Source organism: Rhodoflexus sp., from assembly GCF_053489755.1.
On record NZ_JBRCHD010000029.1, the window covers coordinates 1 to 16,028 of the forward strand.

The 16,028-nt window shown below is 46.9% G+C and carries 14 protein-coding genes; 5 read left to right on the top strand and 9 right to left on the bottom strand.

Annotated elements, in window-relative coordinates:
* Positions 1–366 precede the first annotated feature (366 nt).
* Positions 367–489 carry a hypothetical protein gene (locus tag ACWIP2_RS06660; protein ID WP_448519131.1) on the top strand — a complete coding sequence of 41 codons (123 nt, stop codon included), beginning with the start codon at positions 367–369 and terminating at the stop codon, positions 487–489.
* A gap of 123 nt (positions 490–612) precedes the next feature.
* On the opposite strand, the gene ACWIP2_RS06665 is transcribed toward ACWIP2_RS06660, so the two are convergent.
* From ACWIP2_RS06665 to ACWIP2_RS06690, 6 genes are all read right to left on the bottom strand, one after another.
* Positions 613–1,716, bottom strand: coding sequence for a redoxin domain-containing protein (locus tag ACWIP2_RS06665; protein WP_448519132.1), 1,104 nt, complete (start codon positions 1,714–1,716; stop codon positions 613–615).
* Positions 1,717–1,816: 100 nt separating this feature from the next.
* The gene (locus ACWIP2_RS06670) at positions 1,817–3,250 is read right to left on the bottom strand and encodes a TolC family protein (RefSeq protein ID WP_448519133.1); all 1,434 of its coding nucleotides are present in this window, start codon (positions 3,248–3,250) and stop codon (positions 1,817–1,819) included.
* 30 nt (positions 3,251–3,280) lie between these two features.
* Positions 3,281–4,639: an HlyD family secretion protein gene (locus ACWIP2_RS06675; protein WP_448519134.1), complete on the bottom strand. Its 1,359-nt coding sequence runs from the start codon at positions 4,637–4,639 to the stop codon at positions 3,281–3,283.
* A 21-nt stretch (positions 4,640–4,660) separates the two neighbouring features.
* Positions 4,661–6,850, bottom strand: coding sequence for a peptidase domain-containing ABC transporter (locus tag ACWIP2_RS06680; RefSeq protein WP_448519135.1), 2,190 nt, complete (start codon positions 6,848–6,850; stop codon positions 4,661–4,663).
* Positions 6,851–7,429: 579 nt separating this feature from the next.
* Positions 7,430–8,428: a sugar phosphate isomerase/epimerase family protein gene (locus ACWIP2_RS06685; protein ID WP_448519136.1), complete on the bottom strand. Its 999-nt coding sequence runs from the start codon at positions 8,426–8,428 to the stop codon at positions 7,430–7,432.
* A 99-nt stretch (positions 8,429–8,527) separates the two neighbouring features.
* Positions 8,528–10,993, bottom strand: coding sequence for a zinc-dependent metalloprotease (locus ACWIP2_RS06690; RefSeq protein WP_448519137.1), 2,466 nt, complete (start codon positions 10,991–10,993; stop codon positions 8,528–8,530).
* A 104-nt stretch (positions 10,994–11,097) separates the two neighbouring features.
* Between ACWIP2_RS06690 and ACWIP2_RS06695 the strand changes: the two genes are divergently transcribed.
* Positions 11,098–12,072 carry a polyprenyl synthetase family protein gene (locus tag ACWIP2_RS06695; RefSeq protein WP_448519138.1) on the top strand — a complete coding sequence of 325 codons (975 nt, stop codon included), beginning with the start codon at positions 11,098–11,100 and terminating at the stop codon, positions 12,070–12,072.
* Positions 12,073–12,158: 86 nt separating this feature from the next.
* Here ACWIP2_RS06695 and ACWIP2_RS06700 read toward each other — a convergent pair whose 3' ends face one another.
* Genes ACWIP2_RS06700 through ACWIP2_RS06710 form a run of 3 tightly spaced genes read right to left on the bottom strand, consistent with a single transcriptional unit; the run spans position 12,159 to position 13,968 of the window.
* Positions 12,159–12,617: a hypothetical protein gene (locus ACWIP2_RS06700; RefSeq protein WP_448519139.1), complete on the bottom strand. Its 459-nt coding sequence runs from the start codon at positions 12,615–12,617 to the stop codon at positions 12,159–12,161.
* Positions 12,618–12,619: 2 nt separating this feature from the next.
* Positions 12,620–13,270 (bottom strand): uracil phosphoribosyltransferase, encoded by a 651-nt coding sequence (gene upp, locus ACWIP2_RS06705; protein WP_448519140.1) that lies wholly within the window; start codon positions 13,268–13,270, stop codon positions 12,620–12,622.
* A gap of 11 nt (positions 13,271–13,281) precedes the next feature.
* Positions 13,282–13,968, bottom strand: a complete 687-nt coding sequence (locus ACWIP2_RS06710; protein WP_448519141.1) for an NUDIX hydrolase — start codon at positions 13,966–13,968, stop codon at positions 13,282–13,284.
* A gap of 256 nt (positions 13,969–14,224) precedes the next feature.
* Between ACWIP2_RS06710 and ACWIP2_RS06715 the strand changes: the two genes are divergently transcribed.
* From ACWIP2_RS06715 to ACWIP2_RS06725, 3 genes are read left to right on the top strand one after another with little or no spacing between them, the layout of a single operon-like run.
* Positions 14,225–14,446, top strand: coding sequence for a hypothetical protein (locus ACWIP2_RS06715; RefSeq protein ID WP_448519142.1), 222 nt, complete (start codon positions 14,225–14,227; stop codon positions 14,444–14,446).
* Between the two features lie 44 nt (positions 14,447–14,490).
* The gene (locus tag ACWIP2_RS06720) at positions 14,491–14,901 is read left to right on the top strand and encodes an EVE domain-containing protein (protein WP_448519143.1); all 411 of its coding nucleotides are present in this window, start codon (positions 14,491–14,493) and stop codon (positions 14,899–14,901) included.
* A 9-nt stretch (positions 14,902–14,910) separates the two neighbouring features.
* A complete protein-coding gene (locus tag ACWIP2_RS06725; protein ID WP_448519144.1) occupies positions 14,911–15,996 on the top strand; it encodes an endonuclease/exonuclease/phosphatase family protein in 1,086 nt (361 codons plus the stop codon).
* The last annotated feature ends 32 nt before the right edge of the window (positions 15,997–16,028 follow it).

Here is a 16,028-nt window from a genome sequence, read left to right on the forward strand (position 1 = left end):
ATAGATAGAGAGGCTGTGGCACGTACCTATGAAGAACGCAATAGCTATCGTGCTACAGGCAGGATATTCAAGATAAGTCACGTAACGGTGTATAATTACTTGAAAAAAAAGCCAAAAGTTTAGCGCCTTTTAAGACGACTATCCAAGAGGCTACCCCTGAAACAGTCTTAGAGGTGGACGAGCTATTTTCTTATGTTTTATTGAAAGTCAATCAGGTGCGTATCCGGATAGTCCAAAATAAACAAACCCGCCAAATCGTTTCTTTTTTCATAGGTGATGGGACGATAGAGAGTTGCAAAGGTTTGTGGCGGAAATTACCTTATATTTATTTACGTTGTAGCAGTTTCTCGGATTTTTGGAAATCGTATGCTTGCTTACCTAAGAAAAACGCACACACAGGTGGGCAAAGGAACAGGGCTTACCAATCACGTGGAACGGCTCAACAACACCATCAGGCAGCGATTTAGCCGATTGGTAGGAAAGACATGACCATTTTCCAAGAAATTATATATGTTAAATTTGCATGTCAAACTCTGGGCGTTTCATTACAACCTTAATCTTATCAGTTAAAAATTAACACTACCAACTCGCGTATTTACAAACGTAAATGTATTAATTGAGCAGATTGGCAAGGCGATCTTCCAGCGCTTGTCCGCGCAGGTTTTTGTCAATAATGACACCATTTTTGTCTAACAGCACTGTCATCGGGATTCCCTGAATACGGTACAACTGCACTATCGGTGATTGCCAAAACTGCAGATCGGAAACATGTGTCCATGTCAGTCCGTCATCTTTAATGGCTTTGAGCCATTGCTCGCGGTCGCGGTCTAAAGACACGCCAAAGATTTCAAAATCCTTGCCTTTGAAGCGGTTGTAAATGCGTACCATATTTGGATTTTCCTTGCGGCAGGGGCCGCACCACGATGCCCAGAAATCAATGAGTACGTATTTGCCTCGCAGCGATGAGAGGCGAACCTCTTTGCCTTCAGGGCTGTTAAGTGCTATTTCAGGGGCAGGCTGCCCAATGGCAGTTTTACCGATCTGCTCTAAGCGCTTGCCAAAGTCAATAACATATTCCGACTCGGGATGTGCTGTTGCCAATTTCTGATGTGTCTGTTGCAGAAATAAGAACTCTTTGTCCGGGTCTAACGCGCCCGCTGCTACCAGCGCTACAATAGAAGTCGGGTTATTTTGAATAATTTGCTTGGCCTGTGCAGTGGCATCGTTAGCAAGTGCGTTGTAAATATCCATGAGTTGCTCACGCCCTACCTGTCCGTTCATCATCAGGCTTTGCAGGCTGTCTGTTCTGCGTCGAAAATTCTGCTCGATAGTGTAGAACTGCAACAAATAGTCAGTATCCGCAGATCCCAAAACTGTGAAGTTGCCGTTGGTTTGTCCGTCGGCTTGGACTTTGATTGTGCCGGGTTGCGAAATAACCAAATCGCCAAACTGCGTATTGTACAAGTTCAGGGTATAAAATGCGGGTGATTCAACTTTTACTTCGATGCGAAACTTACCGTTATCATCGGGTTTGACAGAATCTATGGCTATGTTTCTCTCGATACCCTGTCTGCTGAGATACACCATTTTGCCCGGCTGAGGCTTTGCAATAGATCCCTCGATTACTGCTATGTCTGTATTGTTATTTTCAGTCGTTGGTTCACAAGCGGAAAGTACTATGGCGATTGCCAGATAAACAACAAAAATGCGATCCATCGCTACAATTAAAATGGTTAGGGGTCAAAAATAGCTAAAAAGCGCCCACCCTTTTGGGGAAAGCGCCTTATTTTTGGATTATTTAACAAAGTTAAACCGGCTATTCCATCACATCGCCTGCCGGATTTTTGCCTGCTGCCCAGAGCAGCTCAGCAAACGACTTGGCATATTTGAATTGAAAATCTACAAATTTTTGCTCGCCCTCCAAGAGCTTTTCTTCGCGGCTGTTGAGTAAAAAAAGTGAACTTTCGCCGTTGAGAAACTTGATTTGCTCGCCACGAAGTAGGATCTGGTAATTATTGATCATCTGCTCTTGAATCACCAGTTGTTGGCGGAGGTTTTGCAGATCATTAAAAATAGCATTGATATCGTTGAGGATTTCGCGATTGAGTTGCGACAACTCAAAGCGCCCCTGTTTGAGTTTGATATTAGTTTGCGCCAACTTAGCCCGCTCCTTTCTCAAAAACAGCGGGAAAGCAAATTCAATTCCGTATTTATAGTTATTTCTAAAAAATGCACCCGAGTTGGATTCATCGAAAAGCGGGGACTGACCAAGGAAATTGTAGTTCAAGTTGATCACAGGTTTGAGCATTTCTATGGCTAACCTACGCTCAATTTCCATTTGTTTGATTTTGAAATCTAATTTGAGCAATTCCGGATGGTTTTCGCGGGCATATTGCAGCAGTGTTTCTATTTGGTCGCTCTCGCCCAACTCATTCAGGTTGTTGGTAGGTAACACGTTCACTGCCAATTCGAGCGGCTGACTGTCTTCGCCCCACAGATGATTGGAAAGAATCAGGCGAGCATTGTTCCAGAGAACGTTCATATTATTGAGTGTTACCTCGCGTTCCTGAAGCGTGATTTTGGCTTCTACAGAGTCTATAGCTGCCAGATCGCCCTGTATGATGCGAATCTTGACGGCATCGTAGCGGATTTTTGCAAGTTCAAAACCTTTTTGCGCAATTTGCAACTGCTTGTAGGCGGCATACCATTGCCAGTAGTCCTTAGTAGCCTGCAAAACGACTTTGTTAATTACCTTGATCCGTTCGGCTTCCAACATGCGGTTCATGTACTGAGCCTGTTGCAGAATGGCGCGTCGCTGGTCGAACAGCAAACCTTGCGCAATAGGCAAAATAACACCTGCATACATAAGGCCCGAAGAAGGAGTATTATCCTTGGGGTTAAGGTAGAGTCCTGAGTTTTGCTCAAACCCTGCTTTGAAGTCCACCCCAAAAGCGGTAGGTAATTTTACCTCCACATTCCATGTATTAAAATAGTTCTGCCCTTTGAAATCTTTAAATTCGTGGAGTGCCATCAGTTTAGGATCAAAAAAACCACGGGCTAACCTAATCTCCTGCCGCCCCATTTCCGACAGGAGCATTGCCTGTTTGATAATCGGATGACCAATGGCTAACTGTCTGTAAAAATCTCTGATACCAAAAATAGTCGAATCGCCCAACGCTATTAACTTACGAGCATGGCAAAGAGTAATCAGTACAGCGATTGTACAGACTTTGAATACGAAATGCTTCATGTTTTCATCCTTGCTTTCTTGCTTGCTGATTTACTTTTGCTTTGCACTGTTATCTGAATCGTCAGGTGCCTGTCGGAGGCTTGGTGGGAAGCCGTTAAGCTGTCGCCAGATTTCGTACCAAATCGGTACATCGTCCAGCATAGCCCAGCCATATACTCCCGAACCTTGTCGCAGCTGTTTAGGCCATGGCTCGTCTTTCGGGTCGGGTTTAACCAAGATGCGATATTTGCCTTCTTTGCTATCCACTGCATCAATAACAGCTATTTCGCCACCAAAAGTACCCACAGCAACACTGGGCCAACCTGAAAATTGCAAGGCAGGCCAACCGTCAAACTCGAGTCGTACATGTCTGCCAACGCTCAGCAGGGGCACGTCCATAGGTTTTACATAAAGTTCAACGGCAACCTGCGGATTTGCAGGCATGATGGTAACTACTGCCTCCTGCTCTTTGATTGTTTCTCCGATACCTGCCTTGAGGGCTTTTACGATCATACCATCCTGTGGAGCGCGACAGACATATTGCTCGTTGCGTATTTTCATATTGGCATACTCGTTTTTGAGTTTTGCCAATTCTGCTTGTGCATCAGCCAGCCCTGAGATAGCTGCATTCAGATCGGAACGAGCCTTAGATATTTTCTCTAAATATTCGGCTCGCTTCACGCTGAGTTCAATCTTAGTATTGATAAACTCTTGTTGCGATTGCAGGTATTTGTTTTGTGCCGATACAATCTTTGCATTGGATTCTTGTAATTTGCTGCGACGAGTCTCCAGCGTAATTAATGCAATCAATCCTTCTTTTTCCATAGCTTCGCCTGCCTCGTACTGGCGGCGGGCAATGAGGAGGTTTACTTTTTCAGCTTCCAAATCGGCGCTGTCAATAGAAACCTTCAATCTGGTTTGTTTGATCTTGTTGTCTTGTTGTGCCAAGTTTAGGTCTAATGCCTCTTCGAGGGCACTAATCTGCGCTCTGTAGCTTTCAATTTTACCTTGATAGCCTGCAATTGCATCTTCTTTACTCTGAATCTGCTCTTGCAGCCTGAGGAGAAGCTCGGGGTCGAAGAACTTTTCTTTCACCTCATCCAACACTAGGATCGTATCGCCTGCTTTGACAAACTGCCCCTCGACGACATGCCACGAACGAATACGCCCGGCAATAGCCGACTCTACGGTCTGCGGTCTGTCTTTTGGGTTGAGCGCCGTTACAACGCCATCGGCAGTAATATTCTGCTGCCACGGCAGGAATAACACGATGAAAAACAGCGTACCAATGCCCGCCAGCCAATAAGACAGCGCGATTGCTGCCTTAGGAGTTGCTAATACGTCAGACGAGCTGAGAAACTTTTTGGTAATATTTTCATCTATTTCTTGACCACTTGAAATACCTAACATAATTCAATAAAGTTTTTAGAATTAACAACTGAGAATTACCTGACGATATTCGGGATGCTGGTTGAGATCGTTAAAAGTGCCTTGCAGATGCACCCTACCTTCTTTGAGGATGATATTGCGGTCGCAGGCCTCCATCAGTACGCGGTCGCTTGAAATAAGCAACAACGTCCACGGATTGGAGCGATCAATGAGAAAATCGAGCAACTTGCGTTTTTCATCTTTCTGCAAAATAGAAAAGAAGTCATTTAGGATGAGCAGGCGCGGGCGCTCTGCAATACAGCGGGCAAGCGTCAGACGGGCATGGATACTGCTCGGCCACGATTTGGCGCCCGCTACCACCTCTGTTTGTAGCCCATTGGGCAACTCATTGACAAAATCCGATAGTCCAACCTTTTCTAAAGCCCATACTACATCGTCCAAACCTATAGTGGCTTTACCCATAGTAATATTGTCTAGGACTGTCCCTTCGAAAATATCATCAATAGCAAAATTGGAAGCAACCATATCGCGCAGCGTATTCAAATTAATATCACGTAATGAGATATTATTGTAGGCCACTAGCCCTTCGTAGTTATTCAAAATACCCGAAAGGATGCGTACCAACGTGTCTTTACCCGAACTGTTATAGCCTGATATACATACTCTTTCTCCGGCAGCAATATCTAGTTCAATACCATTGAGTACATTTTTAGTGCTGTTCGGATACTTGTATTTGAGGTCTCTAATGCGAATAGACAACCCTGCGTTAATTGTAGAAGAAGGCAATACGATACCTGACTGCCGCTCAATCGGCAAGTCGGTTACATGTCCAACCTTATCAACGGCAGTAAGCATGTCATAAACAGTACTCATACTCAGGATCACTTTTTCTACAGATGCTAGGATCAGGATAATCACGATTTCAGAGGCTACGAACTGTCCAATCAGGATCTGGCGATTGATCACAAGCGATACGCCGATGATGAGTAGCCCGCCCACAACAATTGTTTTGAAGCCTATGATATTGCCAAACTGCGTCATGAGCACTTTGAAGTGCTTTTTGCGGTAATGCAGGTAATTATTGACGAGGTTTTCGGTTTTACTCAGGGGCAGATTGGTGTGACCTGCCAGTTTAAAGGCTTCTACGCTTCTGGCCAGTTCTTCGAGCCAGTGTACAACCTTGTACTTATATTTAGATTCGATGATGCTCGTGCGCAAGCCTTCCGGCCCTGTGAAATAGAAGATCGCCGCCAGAATTCCAAGCAAAGTAACGCCAAAAATGAGGAATGCCGGATGGTAGAAAGAAAGCAAGATCAAACCAAACAGGATCTGAAGTACCGAACTTGCTAAATCAATTAATAGCTTGGGCAGGCTTTTTTGAATGGTTAGGATGTCAAAAAAGCGGTTCATCAGTTCGGGGGTATAGTAGTTGGTTACTGCCTCAGACCGAACATTGGGGATGCGGTAGCTAAACTCGAAAGCTGCTTTCACAAAAATCCTCCGCTGTATCACTTCTACAATATGGTACTGCAAAATCTGCAAAATACCCGATGCGACTACTCCAACAATAACAAATGCGATAATGAGGACAATAGAACTGAAAATGACACCGCCCGATACCAACTCAACAGTTGCCTGTATGCCCAACGGGAGGGTAAGACTAATAGCTGCAATAATAAAAGCGTAAAAATAAACATACCAAATGTCGCGCTGTTCGAGGCGCAGCAGGCGGAACATGCGCTGCATAGGGGACAGATGTTGCGCATCGTGGTAGCTTTTTTCGCGTTCCGAAATGAGAGAAGTGCGCGGAAATGGCACCAAATAAATAATATTGCCGTTAGCGTCCGTTCCCAGCTTTAACTCTGCGATGCCCGAGAGCAGTTCAAGATGCGTTTCTGTACCGTCTGACGCGTAAGAATAGCCGCTTAAGAAACCTTGTTTGTTTCTGAAAATAATGAGTGGCTGCCAGTCATTGTCCTTTTGAACAAAGAGAACGAACGGGATATTTGCTGTGTCAAGTAGCATACCGATCTTGTCTTTGGGTATGACGTTGCGCAGAATAGCGAGTTCTATTTGTTCGCTTTTATCCCCTATTAGATCAACAAACCGATCAATATTGCTACCGAAATCTATGATGTTAGCATATCGGTCGCCAAAATTGAAGAGTTTGATTCCATGATCCGTAAGCTCCGCCAGACGTTTGATTATTGGTACAAATTGGTTTGAGTTCATAATTGATTAATTAATCGCAAAAACATCACAGAAGCAAAATATTAAGCACTCTTGCTGTTTGTCAGCAGTTTAATTTACACTGTCTGCTTTACTACTGAAAGGTAGGCTATGTTTAGTGAGCCCATTGCTACAGACCACATTCAAGTGTATCATACTGAAACGAATCATCCACCGTGTAGATTTTATCCCGTAAGAATTGCACATGAGTAGCATTAAAATCACCCTTACTCCCTTTTTCTCTCCATAAGAGCAACTATGTAGGTAATCTGTGAAGTTCCTAATGGAGCGGCACAAGCAGCTATTACATGCTACCGATACTCAACCCCTTTGGAATAATTCACCCATTATGTAATTCACAATGGTATTACTCAAATTTTGCCTCAAAGGTTTTCTAACTTCAAAAGTTCACAAAAAAACTGAGAAAACACAACTACGCTGTCCAAAAAAAACTGAATATAGCACCAACTTCAGTCTGTAGCTATGTGATTGTCAAGTGATTAACAAACTAAAAACTGAAGCCTGTGTTACTTTTTGGACAGCCTCGTCATCAAATCATCTTATGCAGATACAGCGCTGCTGCTAAATCTCTTCCCCAATCCGATTCAGCAGCGCTTGGGTGGCGCGGATACCTTCATATTCAGACAGGCGGCTGCCTTCATACTCAATGCCTATGTAGCCTCTATAACCGGCATCTTTTACTATTTGCAGCAGGCGTTTGTAGTCCATTTTGGTTTCGTTGCCTTGCTCGTCAAAGTCATAGGATTTGGCGCTGACACCTTTGGCAAAAGGCATTAATTCGGTTACGCCCATGTAGCGGTCATACTCTTCTTCGCAACCGTCTTCCCATTTGTTGTTCTTATATTTGACACAGAAGTTGCCAAAATCAGGTAACGTACCGCAGCGATTGGTGTTGAGGTTCTTGTTCACCGTGCTGATGACTTCCGCCAGCCATTGTCCGTTAGAAGAGTAGCCCCCGTGATTTTCTACCACAACATTGATGTCGTGCTTTATGCCAAATTCGGTAAGTTTGCTTAGCCCGTCTATAGCCGCTTGTTTTACCTCCTCTGCCGTGCCTTCGCCATACGCATTGACGCGGATAGTATGGCAGCCCAAGAATTTGGCAGCCTCTACCCATTTGTAGTGGTTTTCAACGGCTTCCATTCGCTTTTTGGCATCAGTATCGCCTAAGTTTCCTTCCAGATCAACCATTATCAACTGGCTGCTGATGCCGTTGTCATCACAGCGTTTTTTTAGCTCTGTCAGGTAGGCAGTGTCCTTTGCCTTGTCTTTGTAAAAGGCGCTTACATACTCAACTGCATTGATCCCGAAGTCGTTCTTAGCTTTAAGCGGGAAGTCAAGCGGGTCTAATTCTTTGGCAAAAATCATCTTGTGCAGCGACCATTGCGCCAGTGAGATTTGAAAGAACGGCTGCTTGCTTGTGTTGGCTGCAGCAGCCGATTCTTGGCCTGTATTTTCCTGATTGGAACTGCCCGTGCAGCCCAAAGTCCAAATACCGGCAGCGCTGAGGGCTGTAAATCCGGCAAATTGCTTGATAAAATCGCGACGTTTTGGATTCATTTTCTTTGTTGATTAGGTGATGTAACGATTAATGATTCTTTGCGTTTTGCACTTCGCACGCTCTGCGGTGAAAAAGGTTCAACCGCTAAGAGCATACAACTACTCCCCGCAACCAATAGGCGCGCCGGGCGGCAGTTCTTTATGGGTATTGACTTTTGCCTTTTCGGGCGCTTTCATGCGCTCCAGCGCGTAATCTATGTGGGCGAGATAATGCTCGTTCATCTGGTTGCCGCTGCCGAAGATAGACTCAATATTTTTGGAAATGCGGTTGCCTTGCAGGTAGGTGCGCAGGTCGTTGAGCTTTTTGCCGACAACTGCCCGCGCCTGATAGTTAGCGCTTTCATTGACGCTGAGCGCCAGCAGGTGCGTCAATACCATCTGTTCGGTTTGCAGTTGGATTTGTGCGGCAAGTCCGCTTTGACGCGGCGCTTTCCACGTAGCATTGATGAGTTGGTCTATCACTGCGCCAAGCCCGAAACCGCTGCCGCGGGCTTCCAGTAGCACCAATCGGCTTGCGCGTTCAGGATGGAAAAGCAGCCCCAGCGGCAAATCTGCCGCAGCTTCGGCAGCCGCCAGCGGGTCAAACAACATCCCCGTGCGCTTGTTGAACAACTCGCGGGTGAAGGCATAGTTGGCAGGGCGCGGCGGAATCATCGCCACAATGCGTTCGGGCAGGGTCAGCGTTTCGGGTTTGAGGCATTCCAGCAGAGCATCTAAGGCTTTTTGCTGTTGTTTGGCATCTACTATTTGCATCGCAGGCTGCCCGTCGCCGCGCAGGGCATAGCTGTAATCCACGCCGCCGATGAGTTTCACGGCTGCCTCTGCCTGATAGCGGTGGTAGTTGTAGATAGGCACGAGGACATCTTCCAGAAATGCCAGCGGTTCGCCTTCGCGCACCGATTTTTCCGAAAATTTATCCAATGCTTTTTTGCGGACAGCAAGCACGTTGCGCAGTTCATCGGCGGCATCGGCGCCGTTGTCCCACAGATGTGCGTAAGGGTGCATCCCACCCGGCGCACGCGCATCGCGGTCGGAAATGTAGCGCATACCTTTGGCAAAAATTTCGTCTAAATAGCGGCGGGAAGCGGCGGCATCATCCGTTCCTTTGGGGAAAGTCTGGTAGCCGTAGGTGATGCTTGCTTTGTCCCATTCGCCGATTTCGTCGGTGTAGATGTCGCCGAAATCCATGTCGCCGTTTTTGTCTAATTTAATCCATGGGTGCGGGTAATCCATCACCGAGGCGCGATTGTTGGTACTGGCAGCGTAGTTGTGCATCAGCCCCAGCGTATGCCCCACCTCATGTGCCGAAAGCTGGCGCAGGCGATGCAAGGCAGCGTTCAGCATTTTTTCCGAAGGTTTTTCACCTTTCTCAAAAGGCGAAAGCAAGCCCGTAAAAATCAGGTAGTCCTGCCGCACGCGCAGCGAACCGAGCGATACATGCCCTTTGATGATTTCGCCGGTGCGCGGATCCACCACCGAAGCGCCGTAGCTCCAACCTCTGGTTGAGCGATGCACCCACTGAATGACGTTGTAGCGCACGTCCATCATGTCTGCGCCTTCGGGCAATATTTCTACGCGGTACGCATTTTTAAAACCGGCAGCCTCAAAGGCTTTTGCCCACCAGCGCGCACCTTCCAGCAACGCCGTGCGGATGGGTTCAGGCGTGCCGTTGTCCAAATAATAAATAATTGGCTTCACGGGTTCGCTCACCGCCGCGTTGGGGTCTTTCTTTTCCAAACGGTGGCGCATGATGTAGTGCTTTTCTATTGGTTCGGTAACGGGCGTACTGTAATCGTAAAACGATACCGACATATAGCTGGAACGCGGGTCTAACACACGCGGTTGGTACTGGTTGTCAGGCAGTTGCACAAAAGAGTGATGCGTGCGAAGCGTGATAGCTTCGGGCGAAGGGGTTACAGACTGCACGAAGTTACCCGCATCTTCGCCGACAAAAGTAATTGTGGCTTCCATTTCGGTATTGAGCGGGAAATTTTTGGTGCGAGGCATGTACAGCGCCGAACGCGAAGCATCGGGACGGTAGCTGCCTTGCCGCATCCGTCGGATGGTTTCCGCCACCTTATGCGAATCGCGCAGCAGGAAGTCCGTCGCATCAATCAGCGCCTTGCTGCCGTCTGCCGCCTCAGCGGTGAAGCCCCAGAGCGTACTTTGCGCGAAAGATTCTTCCACAGCACGTTTTTCATTTGCCTGATTGGTTACGGCGCGGTAGCGGTAATTGGGCTGCACGAGCAACACCTTTTTCCCTACGCGATGAAATTTGACCACGCGCTCGTCGCCGAGCTGCCCGCGGTCTAAGCCGATGTCGTTGCTGCCCAGCCCGCCTGCCAGCGAATTCACATAAAGAAATTCCATGTCCCATTTGTCCACTTCTAACCAGAGTTTGCCTTGCGCTTCGTCTATCCAGAAATTGAAAAATCCTTCATATTTTTTCATGCCTGCCGTTTTAGCGGCGATGGAAGGCAGCGATTGGGCGTAAATCGTGCCGCTGTAAAACACAGCACAGGCAAGCGACAGGAATTTTAATAGAGCAGATGCAAACAGACGCATAACGTAAGCGGTTTAGTTGAGTGATGCGCGTACAATTTAAGATTTTGCCGACGCTTTTCTTTTTTAGCCTATCTTTAAACCGCCAAAAATTTTTCGCGCCGCTCATGACGCTCAGTTTAGACACCATTAAGTCGCCTATTGCTTCGGAAATGGATACGTTTGAAATCCGGTTCAGGGATTCTATGCGTACCAAAGTGTTGTTGTTGGACAAAATCATGACCTACATTGTCAAACGAAAAGGCAAGCAAATGCGCCCCATGTTTGTTTTTCTGGCGGCGGGTATGTGCGGACACATCAACGAGGCTACGCATCGCGGCGCGGCGCTGATTGAACTGCTGCACACGGCTACGCTGGTGCATGACGATGTGGTGGACGATGCGAACTACCGTCGCGGCTTTTTTTCTGTCAATGCGCTTTGGAAAAATAAAGTTGCCGTTTTGGTAGGCGATTACCTGCTTTCGCGGGGGCTGCTGCTGTCTATTGACCACGGCGATTTTGAACTGTTGCGCATCGTTTCCAAAGCCGTGCGCGAAATGAGCGAAGGCGAACTGCTGCAAATGGAAAAAGCCCGCCGATTGGACATTGACGAAGCGATTTATTTTGAAATTATCCGCCAAAAAACCGCTACGCTGATAGCTTCTTGCTGTGCCGTAGGTGCGGCATCGGGTGGCGCAGACCCTGCCACAGTCAAGCAAATGGAACTATTTGGTGAAAAAATAGGCATTGCTTTCCAAATCAAGGATGATTTGTTTGATTACGGCGACGAGGAAATCGGCAAGCCGGTCGGCATTGATATCAAAGAGAAGAAAATGACCTTGCCGCTGATTTTTGCACTTAACAAGGCGCAGCGGTCAGAGAAAAACCACATCATCAATCTGATTAAAAACAAGTCGGACAAGCCCAAGTACATAGCCGAAATCATCGCTTTTGTGAAGCGCTCGGGCGGTATAGAATACGCCCGCAAAGTGATGGAACGCTATTTCGCTGAGGCAAAGGCAATTCTTGCAACTTTTGCCGACAACGCCTACAAAACCGCGATGCTGCAATTAGTAGAATACACCATTGAGCGGCGGAGGTGATCAGTCTTAAGATGCCTTACGAGCTGCTTTAGCAGGTTGTTTACAGAGCGCACTAAGTTCACAACACGTATGTGCCGAGGTTAAATTCATTTGATCCATCTGCCTGCTAAAAAGAAATCTTTGGCAAAAAATAATGCGCCGGAAATAACAAATGCCCAAAAAACAGCCGAAACCAGCATTGTAAACAAGATTTTTTTGTGTTGTTCGCCAAAACTAACAGCAATCAGCGCACCGCCAATAGGCGTGAACAGCAATGGGGTCAGCATAGCGACTCCCCACATGCCGTATGTGCGCCATACGCGCACAATTTGTCGGCTGCGTTTGGTAAATAATCGGCGATTGGGTGCAAAGCGCTGGATAAACCGCTGGCGCATAGGTGCGCCTAAACCGCTGATAATCAATACAGAAGCCATCATTCCGCTCGCTGTCAGCAATGAAGTTGCCACATAGCCGATGCCCAGCGGCAAAGCCGTTATAGGACCGAAAATAAATTTAACCATACTAAGGGCAAAAACAGTCAAGTATTTTAGCAATTCCTCCCACATAGTTAAGCGGAAATTTTATCGCCGAAAGCTAAGTCGCCTGCATCACCCAGTCCGGGAACGATGTAAAATTTATCGTTGAGTTCTTCGTCTAAAGCACCTGTCCACAGGTGCGCCTGCGGCAAATGCTCTCGTACATATGCCACCCCTTCGCGGCTTGCAATTGCCGATACGATATGGATTTTATCGGGTTTGCCGTATTGCATCAGTGCCTCAACGGTCAGCAAAGCCGACTTTCCCGTTGCCAGCATCGGATCAATTAGAATGAGTTCTTTGGCGCTCAAATTGGGGGCGGCGATGTAGCGCATTTCTACTTCAAAGGTAAAATCAGCGGCGTGTTGCCCGCGAAAAGCGCCGATAAAAGCGCTTGGAGCACGGTCAAACATGTTGAGAAAGCCTTGATAAAACGGCAGCCCAGCCCGCAAAATGGGCACTAGAACAGGCTGATGTTCCAGTTCCCGCATGTGTGCAAAGCCCAGCGGAGTTTCCACCACATGCGATCGGTAGCGCATCGTCTTTGAAATCTCGTATGCCATTAGTTCGCCCAGCCGCTCCAAGTTGCGGCGGAAACGCATACTATCCCGCTGTATTATTACATCGCGCAGTTCTGCGATGAAATGATGAGCAATGTTGTTATTTTCGGTCAGGATAAACATAGGGCGGCGCGTTAAATCTCAAACATAAATCCTTCCGCCTCCAATTGGCGGTATTTGGCTTTATCAAACTTATACAATTTGGCGGCGCGGTGCGCAACCCCATTTTGCCGTTCGGGCAATTCTATGAGCAAACCCATGCTAAGAATTTTTTTGCGAAAATTGCGTTTATCTAATTCCTTGCTAAGAATTAGTTCATAAACGCGCTGCAATTGACTCAATGCAAATTTTTCTGGCAGCAATTCAAAACCAATCGGCTGATAGCGCACCTTGCCTTTGAGGCGTTTGAGCGCTATCTCAAAAATCAGGGCATGGTCAAAAGCCAGCGGCGGCAACTGACTGACCTCGTGCCACTCGGCGCGGCAGGCATCCGAACCGGGCTGTACGTTGCACTCCGACAAATTTACCAACGCATAATAAGCTACGCTCACCACGCGTCCACGCGGGTCGCGATGTATATCGCCAAAGGTATAAAGTTGCTCCATAAACATGTCCTTGATACCTGTTTCCTCTTCCAGTTCACGGCGCGCGGCAGCGTCAATGGTTTCGTCTATATTCACAAAGCCGCCGGGCAGCGCCCACATGCCTTTGAAAGGTTCATCGGCACGCTGGATAAGCAACACTTTCAGACTGTTTTCTCCCAATCCGAAAATGATACAATCAACGGTAAGCGCAGGGCGCGGATAGTCATAGACGTACATGCGAGCAAGTTAGCAGTTTTTTGACTTAATACTGCACATTCAGCCCGTATGCTTGAAGGTGCAACTCTTCCAAAAAATTATACTAAAATGAATTATACACCATGCAGTTTTTATTCCGTAGCGATTGCATATTGATAGCATTAAAATCATCCCTATCCCTTTTTCTGCTCCGCGAGGCTGTCAGAAGGTAACACTTTAGTCTGTGATTTGTTAATCATTTGATAATCAAATAGCTATAGATTAAAGTCTGTGCTACATGCAGCCTTTTTGGACAGCCTCGATTGACCCATCGCGCAATTCATCCATCATGTTGTTACTTTTAAGATTTACACAGGAATTTTATGGCGATGGCGTAATAAATTGGCAAAAAATTGTAGCATTTACCTCTAAAAAGAATGCTAAAACAGTAAATCCTACAAAAACAACAAAAGCAAAAAGAAAACAGACAAACGCAAAAAGGAAGCAAGCCCTCTGTTGATCCACCTGTTTTAAAATCTGCCTGAATGCCGTATTTTTGGCAATATGAATTACTGGCTTGTTAAATCAGATCCCGAAACATACTCTTGGGTAGAATTTACCCGCGACCGCCGTACCTTCTGGGATGGTGTGCGCAACTTTCAGGCACGCAACAACCTGCAAGCCATGCAGGAAGGCGACCTTGTCCTATTCTATCACAGCAATACGAACCCCGGCGTAGTCGGCATCGCAAAAGTCGTCCGCATGGCTTACCAAGACCCAACGACTACTGATACCAAGTGGGTTGCAGTTGATTTGGAATGGCACAGCGAGTTCCCTCAATTGGTGAGTCTGGCAGCCATCAAAGCCGAGCCGCAACTTGCCAATATCGGTCTGATTAAGCAATCCCGCCTTTCGGTTATGCCTGTTACAGTGGCAGAGTTTGACCTGATTGTGGCGATGGGACATCCATCATAAGACGTTGATATGGCTGTTCGCTCTCTGGTGCGTGTGTTGCTGCGCTATGCTAACCGATTTTTGCTGTTAGTAAGTCTGGTTTGCTATGCTGCGCCTTTGGTTTCGCCAGAAACCTTCTGGCCGGCAGGTTTTCTGGCGCTGATGATTCCCGTCTGTATGACAGGGCACATAGTGCTGCTAATTATATGGCTTGCACTTGGCAAACTGCGCTTGGCTGCCTATCCTGCGCTGGGGCTGCTGGCTGCGTTTCCGTACTGGAATGCAACTTTTGCCCTCAATCTGCCCGACGATACTAAGCCCGAATTTGAACTGCTGAGCTACAACGTACGCCTATTCAATGCCTATGACCGCGCTGAACACAGCGCACAGGCGAAGGCGATCGTTCAGTGGGTCATGCGCGATTCTTCAGATATCAAATGCTTGCAGGAATACTATCAGTTGGACAGTTCTACGCTGTTCAATATTCCAAAGCGCATGGGCAAACGCGCCGGATATAATTATTACTTCAGCCCTTGCTGCACGAACGACTTGGGCGGCTGGATGGGGCTAGCTATCTACTCCCGCTTCCCGATCGTCAACAAGGGATCTATAGACATCAAAGGACGCTACAACTACGGGGCTATCTTTGCCGATCTTGTGATTAAAAAAGATACCGTGCGCGTTTACAATGTGCATTTGCAGTCCATGAGCATCAATGAACACGCTATTTTTCACAACAGCAGCGACGCGGAAAAAATCAAGCAGATTTCAAAAGATGTTTTCAGCAGGCTGCGCAAAGGATTGGTGAAGAGGAGTTTACAAATACAAATTCTCATAGAACATCTAGCCAGCTCACCCTATCCCGTCATTCTTTGCGGCGATCTGAACGATGTTCCCTACAGCCACACCTATTACAGACTCAGCCGCTTGCTGGATAACGCATTTGAAAAAGCCGCCGCCGGTTTGGGTTTTACCTACAATGGCAAACTTTTTTTCCTGCGAATTGATAACCAATTTTACAGTAAAGGACTCAAAGCCACTTACCTGCAAACCAACCGCGCGGTAGATCATTCCGATCATTTCCCGCTCAAGGCAGGCTATATTTTCACCCGCTGATTTTCGTTTTATGTGAATAAGATTTACGTTCT